Genomic DNA, 8,000 nt, shown 5'->3' with positions numbered 1-8,000 from the left:
ATCGTGTGGAGGACCTTGTCGGTGGCGGGGTCGATCTCCCAGATGGTGCGGCTGTTCTGGTCGCCGAGGAAGAGCGTGTCGCGCTCCTGCGAGAACGCCACACCGGCGGGCAGGCGCGCGGCAGCCGGGTCGACGGAGCGCAGCTCCTTCTCGTGCCGGTACTCGTACGTCGCGTCCGGATTGCCCGGGTTCTCGGGATTCTCCGGGTTCTCGGGGTTCTCGCAGCCCAGGCACGGGCCCGGGTCGGTCGGGTCGATGACGTCGGGCTTGCGGTCGTCGGTGACCGCCTTGCCGTGCTGGTTCTTCACGATGGTCAGGCCGTCGTAGTACTTGCCGTCGGCGGTGCGCGACTCGTAGCGGAGCTTGCCGTTCTCGACATTGACGACCTGGTAGAGCTGCAGCCCGCCGCCCATCCGGCGCAGGTGCGCGTCATTGGCGTCCCACACGCGCGAGCCGGGCTTGTACTGCTTCTCGCCGACGTTGGAGACGACGTAGACCGGGCCGTCGTACGACAGGTCGGTGTTCCAGCTCTTCGGCAGGTCCTTCTCGGCGGCGTCGGTGTTGCCGCGGCCGTAGCCGTGGTCGTGACCCTGGAGGACCAGGTCGACGCCGTACTGCTCGAAGACCGGCAGCCAGGCCTCGCGGATCGCCCGGTTGTTGCGGCCCTCGTCGAGCGAGAACACCGGGTGGTGGAAGTAGACGACGGTCCACTTGTTGGGGTTGTCCTTCAGCTGGTCCTTCAACCACGCGGTCTGGATGGCCAGCGGCTCGGCCGAGCTCGCGTTGCTGTTGAGCGCGATGAAGCGCACGCCCTGGTAGTCGGTCGCGTAGACGGTGCCCGCGAGCTCGTCGTACGCCGGGCCGGTGCCGGTCGGTCCGTTGGCCGGGTAGGTGAACTGGGCCGAGAACTGCCGGGACAGCTCGGTCCCGTCGTACTCGTGGTTGCCCGGCGCCATCATGAACTGCTTGGTGCCGAGGCCGTAGCTGGTGGCCTCGTAGACCTCGGCCCACTGCTCGTCGCTCTCGGCGTCGTCGACCAGATCACCGGCCTGGAGCACCATCCGGGCCTTCGGCGCGTCCCGGAAGGCGTTGCGCACCACGCGCGAGGCCTGCGACTTGATGCCGTTCTGGATGTCACCGAAGTAGATGAACGAGAACGGCTCGGGGCTCGCGGCCTCGGTGGTGAAGTGCTGCCACTCGCTCCAGTTGGTGCCGTCGCCGACCCGGTACTGGTACGTCGTGCCCGGCTGCAGGCCGGTCATCTTGGCGCTGTGGAACTCCTCGACGTAGCCGAGGTCGGTGGTCAGCTTGGTGTTGCGGTCGGCGACGAAGACCGCCTGGTCGTTCTGGTAGGTCAGGCTCGACGCCACCCGCAGCTCGGCCTTGGGCTCGCGGACGCCCTCCGAGGTGCGCCAGACGACGTTCTGGCTGGTCTTCGGGTCGCTGGTCGGGGTGAGCGTGATCCGGTCGGGGACCACGGTCGGCTTGTAGGTGACGGCAGGGTCGTGGACGGCGGCCGTGGCCGCCGGCGCGAGTCCGGGCACGGCGACCGCGGCCAGCGCCGGAGCGCCGGTCGCGAGCACGGTCGCCGCGACCATCGTGCCCAGGGGCCGGCGCACGCGGCGCCGGAACGAGTCGAGCATGGGACGTCCTCTCGGAACGCTCGGAGCGGGGGAGTGGGGGCTCGGGGCAGGGTGGGTGGTCATCGGCGGCTCACGACCTTCTTGACCACGCGGGACGCCGCGACGTTCGCCGTACCGGCGTAGTCGACGGTGACCTTGTGCTTGCCCGGGCGCAGCTTCGGCAGCTTGATGCTCACAGTGCCGGTCACGGTGCGCGTGGCGACGACGCGGCCGTCGACGCGCACGGTGACAGTGGCGGCGGGGGCCGCGATGCCCGGGACGGCGACCCGGATCGCCAGCGTGCGGCGGGCCTTCGCCTTGACCTTCGCGGGCAGGCCGCTGATGGTCACGGTGCTCGATGCCTTCACCACGCGGACCGTCGTCGCGGTGGACGTGCCGGTCTCGAAGCCCGTCCCGGTGGGGACGAACTGCGCCGTGATGGCGTAGCTGCCGACGGCGAGGTCGCGCGGCAGGGTCAGCGCGGCGGTGCCGTCGGTGACCCGCACGCCCGTGGCCAGGACGCGGCTCCCGGTGCGGAAGGTGACCGTGCCGGGGGGAACGGCGCCGGCGACGGGCGCGATGGTCGCGGAGACCCGCACCGGAGCGGTGGTCCCGTAGCGCTGCTGGGACGTCGTGGCGCGCACGACCGGCACGACCTTGGTCGGGGTCTCCGGCTCGGTCGGCTTCTCGCCCGGGACGGCGGGCTCGGGCAGCCCGGGGCGGCCGATCCCGCCGCGGGTCGAGCCCGGGCCGGACGCGCGCGGCGTCGTGTCGGTGGTGACGAGCTTGGTGCCGTCGGCGCCCTTGGCGATCGTGAACGCGTCGACCATCTGGCCGGAGACGTTCCAGCTCTCCACGTGCATCTCGCCGTCGGTGACGTCGACGAGCTGGTAGAGCTGGGTGTTGGCCAGGGAGGTCCGCAGGTGCGCGCCGTTCTGGGTCCAGTTGTTGTCGCCGACCGGGTCGATCACGTAGTACTTCGGTCCGGCGACCGAGACCATGTAGACCGGTCCCTTGTTGCTCCTGTCGGCGCTCGCCCCGGCCGGCAGACCGGACTCGTTGGCGACCAGGTTGCCGCGCCCGTAGGCGTGGTCGTGGCCCTGGGCGACGAGGTCGACGTCGTACTTCTCGAAGAGCGGCAGCCAGGCGTCGCGGATCGCCGCGTTGTTGCGGCCCGAGCTCACCGAGAAGACCGGGTGGTGGAAGGTGACGACGGTCCACTTGCTCGGGTTGTTCTTCAGTGCCTCCTCGAGCCACGCGGTCTGCGCGGCGAAGGCCTCGGGGTCACCGGGGAAGTTGCTGTTGAGCGCGATGAAGCGGACGCCCTGGTAGTCGGTGTAGTAGACGTTCTCGCTGTACAGCTGGGCGATCCGGCTCGTCGTCTCCGGCCCGTTGCGCGGGTACTCGAACTGCGCGCCCCAGTGCTCGGCGAGCTCGGGACCCGGGTAGTACTCGTGGTTGCCGGCGGCGGCGATGACGTTCATCGAGCCGTTGGACCAGCCCGCGGCACCGAACCACTCGCCCCACTCCGCGTCCGAGTCGTCGGTGTCGATCAGGTCGCCGGCGTGCAGCACCGCCTTGGCGTAAGGGCGCGCCTCGTAGGCCGCGCGGAAGGTGCGCGAGACGTACGACTTGATGTCGTTCTGCGCGTCGCCCTGGACGATGAACGAGAACGGCGCGTTGCCGGTGCGGGCGGTCTCGAACTCGAGCCACTCGCTCCAGGTCTCGCCGTCGCCGACCCGGTAGAGGTACGTCGTACCCGGCTGCAGGCCGGTCAGCGTGGCCGAGTGCTGGCGCACGTCGTACCCGAGGTCGGCGGTGAAGGTGGTCGACGTCGCGTCGACGGTGCTGCTCGGCTTGGCGACACCGGTGCCGGCCAGGGTGAGCTGGACCTTGGGCGTGGTGACGGCGGCCGAGGTGCGCCACGAGACGCTCTGCGACGTGGCGGGGTCGGTGGTCGGCGTCAGCACGATCCGGTCCGGTACGACGAGCGGCGCGTGCACCACCTTCGGGTCGACGGCCGGCGGGGCGAGGCCGCCTCCGGCGGCCCAGACCAGGCCGGCGCCGGCGGCCAGCGAGAGCGCGAGGCCGCCGGCCACGACGGCCGGTCGCCTGCGCCACCGGGAGCGGTGCTGTCGGGATGTGGGGGTCATGGGGGGTGTGTCCTCCATCGGGTGCCGTCAGGGCATGACGGCGTACGGGCGGGGGGGTGTGCCATCGGTCCCGAGACAGCACGCAGTCCCCGGACGCCGAGGCGTGCGGGGACCGCGAGACTGCCGGAAGCTAGCAGCGCGAAATGAACTTTTGGTGAGCCTTCAGAGGGCCGCAGGCGGCAGCGTCACCGGGCGTTCACGCACTGTGGGCGCAGGCTTCAGCTCCAGCTCGCCGGAGGTTCCGTCTCAGGCGACGGTGAGGGGCAGCGAGCGCCGGGGCGCGAAGGCGAAGGTCGCCCCGGTGCTGAACCGGGTCACCGCGACCTCGTCGGCCTCGGGCCGGGCCTCGCCCTCGACCACCTGGACGCGCCAGCCGCCCCCCGCGCCGGGCGCCGCGGTGATGCGGGCGTCGAGCTCGGGAGCGACGGCGTGGGCGATCGCGCGGAGCGCCTCGGGCCAGTCGGGGCCGCAGAGGGAGATCCAGGCGCCGTCCTCGTCGGCGGGGCCCGGGGTCACGGCGATCTCGTCGGGGAGGAGGCCGGCCGAGACGTAGGCCGCCGGGTTGAGCAGCGGGTGCAGCCACATCGCCCGGAGCGCGCCGGCCGGGTCGCGGGGCAGGTCGAGCGCGCGGGCCAGCCGCTCGGCACCGATCCCGGCGATGCCGACGAGCTGCTTGCGGCGCAGCTTGACCAGCTCGGCGTCGGTCTCGACCCGCTCGGCGACGGCGAGCGCGAAGGCCCGGTCGAGCAGGTGCATCTGCAGGCAGACCTCGTCGGCGATCCGGACCAGTGCGGAGTGCGAGAAGGCGGCGAAGTCGACGTCGGAGAGCAGTGGTCCGGTGTAGTCGGCGACCCCCTCGTCGGCGGGGTCGATGGGGTCGAGCGCGAGCGTCGCCGCGCGTGAGCCGGCGTTGACGGCGAGCGCCGGGACCGGCTCCGGCTCGGGGAAGGCGGGGTCGATGGTGACCGTCCAGGCGCAGTGCGGGTGCCGGTCGGCGGGGGTGCGTGGCGGCCGGTGGATCGGGCGGACCTGGGCGTGCGGGTTGGTCGCGATCGCGGTCGCGTCGAAGGTCGGGTCCTCGATGTCGTGGCACATGCCGCGGACGTAGTCCTCGCCCATCGGCTCGACGTCCATCAGCGCGCCGCAGTGGTCGAGCCGGAACTCGCCGTGCCATGCGTCGTGCACGGTGTAGCGGAAGTCCATGAACTGCGGCGGGGCGCCGATGTCGAGCTGGAGCCCCTTGAAGATGGTGACGACGTCGCCCTGCCCGGCCACCGCGGGCGCGTAGCCGAGCGCGTCCTGCATCCGCCGGGTGTAGATCGGGCTGGCCGCGGCCCACTCCTCGATCGCGACCTGGAGCATCTCGTCGCGCCCGAACGCCGCGATGCACCACGCCATCCCCGAGCGGTCGATGAGCTGGCCCATGAGGAGCAGCTCGGGGACGAGCGTCGCGAGCTCGGCCCGCGACAGCGCGGCGTACCGGCTTGTCACGCGCTGAGCCCGAGCCGTCCGGCGAGCTTGTCGAGATAGGTCAGCACGGCGGACTCGTCGCTGTCCGGGACGCCCCAGATCAGCTCGGAGGCGCCGGCGGCGCCCCAGTCGGCGAAGTCCTCGGCGGCGGGCCGCTTCGCGACGAGCACCCGGACGTCGGGCTCGCCCTCGCGGCCCGCGTCGGCCCACTCCTTGCGCAGCAGCTCGGCGCCGGCGGCGACGTCGGTGGAGGTCGGCGTGGTCATCCAGCCGTCGGCGTGCGCCGCGATCCACTTCATCGTCTTGGGGCCGGCGCCGGCGCCGATGATCACCGGGATCCGGCCCTGCGGGGGCTTCGGGTAGGCCCAGCTCGGGCCGAACGAGACGAACTCGCCGTCGTACGACGCCTCCTCCTCGGTCCACAGCGCCCGCATCGCGCCGAGGTACTCCGCCAGGACGGTGCGGCGCTTCGCCGCCGGCACGTGGTGGTCGGTGAGCTCGTCGGTGTTCCAGCCGAAGCCGGCGCCGACGGTGAGCCGCCCGCCGGAGAGGTGGTCGAGCGTGGCGAGCGTCTTGGCGAGCGTGATCGGGTCGGACTCGACCGGCAGCGCGACCGCCGTCGAGAGCCCGATCCGCTCGGTGACGGCGGCGCAGGTGGCGAGCGAGACCCACGGGTCGAGGGTGCGCAGGTAGCGGTCGTCCGGGAGGTCCTCGCCGCCGGTGGGGTGCAGGGCGTCGCGACGCACGGGGATGTGCGTGTGCTCGGGGACGTAGATCGTGTCGAAGCCGCGCTCCTCGGCCGCCTGGGCGAGGCGGGCCGGCGTGATGCCGCGGTCGGACGTGAAGAGGACGATGCCGTTGCGCATGTCCTCACAATAGGAACGTGTTCTAGAAATGTCTTGCGCCTGCCGAGAACGTCTCCTATGTTGGACAGGTGTCCAGTCAAGTGTTCGAGACGCCGCGCCAGGGCCTGAACCGGCGCCAGGCCGAGACCGTGGAGCGGCTGCTGACCGCCGGTCTGGCCGAGCTGCGGGCGGTGGGCCACGAGGCGCTCACCATCCGCACGGTCGCCCAGCGGGCGGGGGTCTCGCCGGCCACGGCCTACACCTACCTCGCCTCGAAGAACCACCTCTTCGCCGAGCTCTTCTGGCGTCACCTCAACGCCGCGCACCTGCGCGTGAGCACCGACGGGACGGCGGTCGAGCGGCTCCAGGCCACGATGCGCGCGCTCACCGCGCGGATCGTCGAGGAGCCCGAGCTCGCCGCCGCCGTGACGCCGGCCCTGCTCGGCACCGACCCCGACGTGGCCCGGCTGCGGCTCAAGATCGGGGGGGAGTTCCTCGCCCGGTTCGAGGCGGCGCTGCGCGAGCCCCGGCGCCCCGCCGACCCGGCGGTGCTCGACGTGCTCGTGCTGACGTTCTCGGGCGCGCTGCTCCAGGCCGGGATGGGCCTGCTGACCTACGACCAGATCGCCGAGCGGCTCGTCTCGGCGGTCGACGTGATCCTGCGGGGGAACCCGTGAGCGGGGTCTCGACGGGCGCGACCAGCGCGCTGTCGTTCGACCCCTACGACTACGCCTTCCAGGACGACCCGTACCCGACGTACCAGCGGCTGCGCGACGAGGCGCCCGTCCACCACGCGGCCGCCGACGACCTGTGGGTCGTCTCCCGGCATGCCGACGTCTTCGCGGTGCTGCGCGACGACGAGACGTTCTCGAACCGCATGGGGGTCTCCCTCGACGCGAGCGCGTGGAGTCCCGACGCGCACCGGGTGATGTCGTTCCTCGCGCTCGACGGCGCCGAGCAGTCGCGCATCCGCCGGCTCGTCTCGGCGGCGTTCACGCCGCGCCGGGTGCGCGAGCTGGCGCCCGAGGTGCAGGCGCTCACCGAGCGCTACCTGGCGAGCACGCTCGAGCGCAGCGCCGACAGCGACGCCGACTGGATCCGCGACCTCGCCGGCAAGCTCCCCATGGACGTCATCTCCGAGATGATGGGCGTCCCGGTGCCCGACCGCGACGAGGTACGCCGCCTCGCCGACCTCGTCGTGCACCGCGAGGACGGCGTCCGCGACGTGCCGCAGGCCGGCATGGAGGCCTCCATCGAGCTGATGACCTACTACGCGGCGATGGTCAAGGAGCGGCGGGCCGCGCCGAGCGACGACCTCACCTCGGCCCTGGTCGCGGCCGAGGTCGACGGCGACCGGCTGCGCGACGGCGAGATCATGGCCTTCCTGTTCCTCATGGTCGTCGCCGGCAACGAGACGACGACCAAGCTGCTCGGCAATGCGCTGTTCCACCTCTCCGCGCACCCGGAGCAGCGCGCGCAGGTGCTCGCCGACCCGGACCTCGTCGGTCCCTGGATCGAGGAGACGCTGCGCCACGACACGTCCAGCCAGATGCTCGCGCGGCACGTCGAGCGCGCCACCGAGGTCGGCGGCGTGGCCGTGCCGGCCGGCGCCAAGATGCTCGTCCTGCTGGGCTCGGCCAACCGGGACGAGCGCGTGTTCACCGACCCCACGTCGTACGACGTGCACCGGGACAAGGCCGAGCTCGCGCAGATCCTGAGCTTCGGCACCGGCCGGCACTTCTGCCTCGGCGCCAACCTCGCCCGGCTGGAGGCGCGGATCGTGCTCGAGGAGCTGGTCCGCCGGGTCGCCGACCTCGAGGTGCACGCCGACCGCGCCGTCCGCGTGCACTCCACGAGCGTGCGCGGGTTCGCGTCGCTCCCCGTCACCTTCAGCGTCAGGAGCTCCTGAG

The 8,000-nt window shown here is 72.2% G+C and carries 6 protein-coding genes; 2 read left to right on the top strand and 4 right to left on the bottom strand.

The window, feature by feature from the left end; translation table 11 throughout:
- The 4 genes from BM223_RS24165 to BM223_RS24150 form a co-directional block, all read right to left on the bottom strand.
- The coding region (locus tag BM223_RS24165) for a purple acid phosphatase family protein (RefSeq protein ID WP_075018736.1) at positions 1–1,643 on the bottom strand (1,643 nt) is incomplete at its 3' end.
- Positions 1,644–1,702: 59 nt separating this feature from the next.
- Positions 1,703–3,775 (bottom strand): fibronectin type III domain-containing protein, encoded by a 2,073-nt coding sequence (locus BM223_RS24160; RefSeq protein WP_082003547.1) that lies wholly within the window; start codon positions 3,773–3,775, stop codon positions 1,703–1,705.
- A gap of 246 nt (positions 3,776–4,021) precedes the next feature.
- A complete protein-coding gene (locus BM223_RS24155) occupies positions 4,022–5,266 on the bottom strand; it encodes a hypothetical protein (RefSeq protein WP_038677050.1) in 1,245 nt (414 codons plus the stop codon).
- The gene (locus BM223_RS24150) at positions 5,263–6,111 is read right to left on the bottom strand and encodes an LLM class F420-dependent oxidoreductase (RefSeq protein ID WP_038677052.1); all 849 of its coding nucleotides are present in this window, start codon (positions 6,109–6,111) and stop codon (positions 5,263–5,265) included. Before BM223_RS24150 ends, BM223_RS24155 begins: the two co-directional genes overlap by 4 nt.
- Positions 6,112–6,179: 68 nt before the next feature.
- Between BM223_RS24150 and BM223_RS24145 the strand changes: the two genes are divergently transcribed.
- Both BM223_RS24145 and BM223_RS24140 read left to right on the top strand, forming a co-directional pair.
- Positions 6,180–6,767 (top strand): TetR/AcrR family transcriptional regulator, encoded by a 588-nt coding sequence (locus BM223_RS24145; RefSeq protein ID WP_038677054.1) that lies wholly within the window; start codon positions 6,180–6,182, stop codon positions 6,765–6,767.
- On the top strand, positions 6,764–7,999 hold the full coding sequence (locus BM223_RS24140) for a cytochrome P450 (protein WP_038677056.1): 1,236 nt from the start codon (positions 6,764–6,766) through the stop codon (positions 7,997–7,999). The genes BM223_RS24145 and BM223_RS24140 overlap by 4 nt, the downstream gene beginning before the upstream one ends.
- Position 8,000: the final 1 nt, after the last annotated feature.

This window comes from Pimelobacter simplex (assembly GCF_900114845.1).
GTDB lineage: Bacteria > Actinomycetota > Actinomycetes > Propionibacteriales > Nocardioidaceae > Nocardioides > Nocardioides simplex.
This window is presented reverse-complemented; position numbering and strand designations above follow the sequence as displayed.

Coding starts and splice junctions, on each gene's coding strand:
- BM223_RS24160 (WP_082003547.1), bottom strand. CDS start 3,775: ATGACCCCCACATCCCGACAGCACCGCTCCCGGTGGCGCAGGCGACCG.
- BM223_RS24150 (WP_038677052.1), bottom strand. CDS start 6,111: ATGCGCAACGGCATCGTCCTCTTCACGTCCGACCGCGGCATCACGCCG.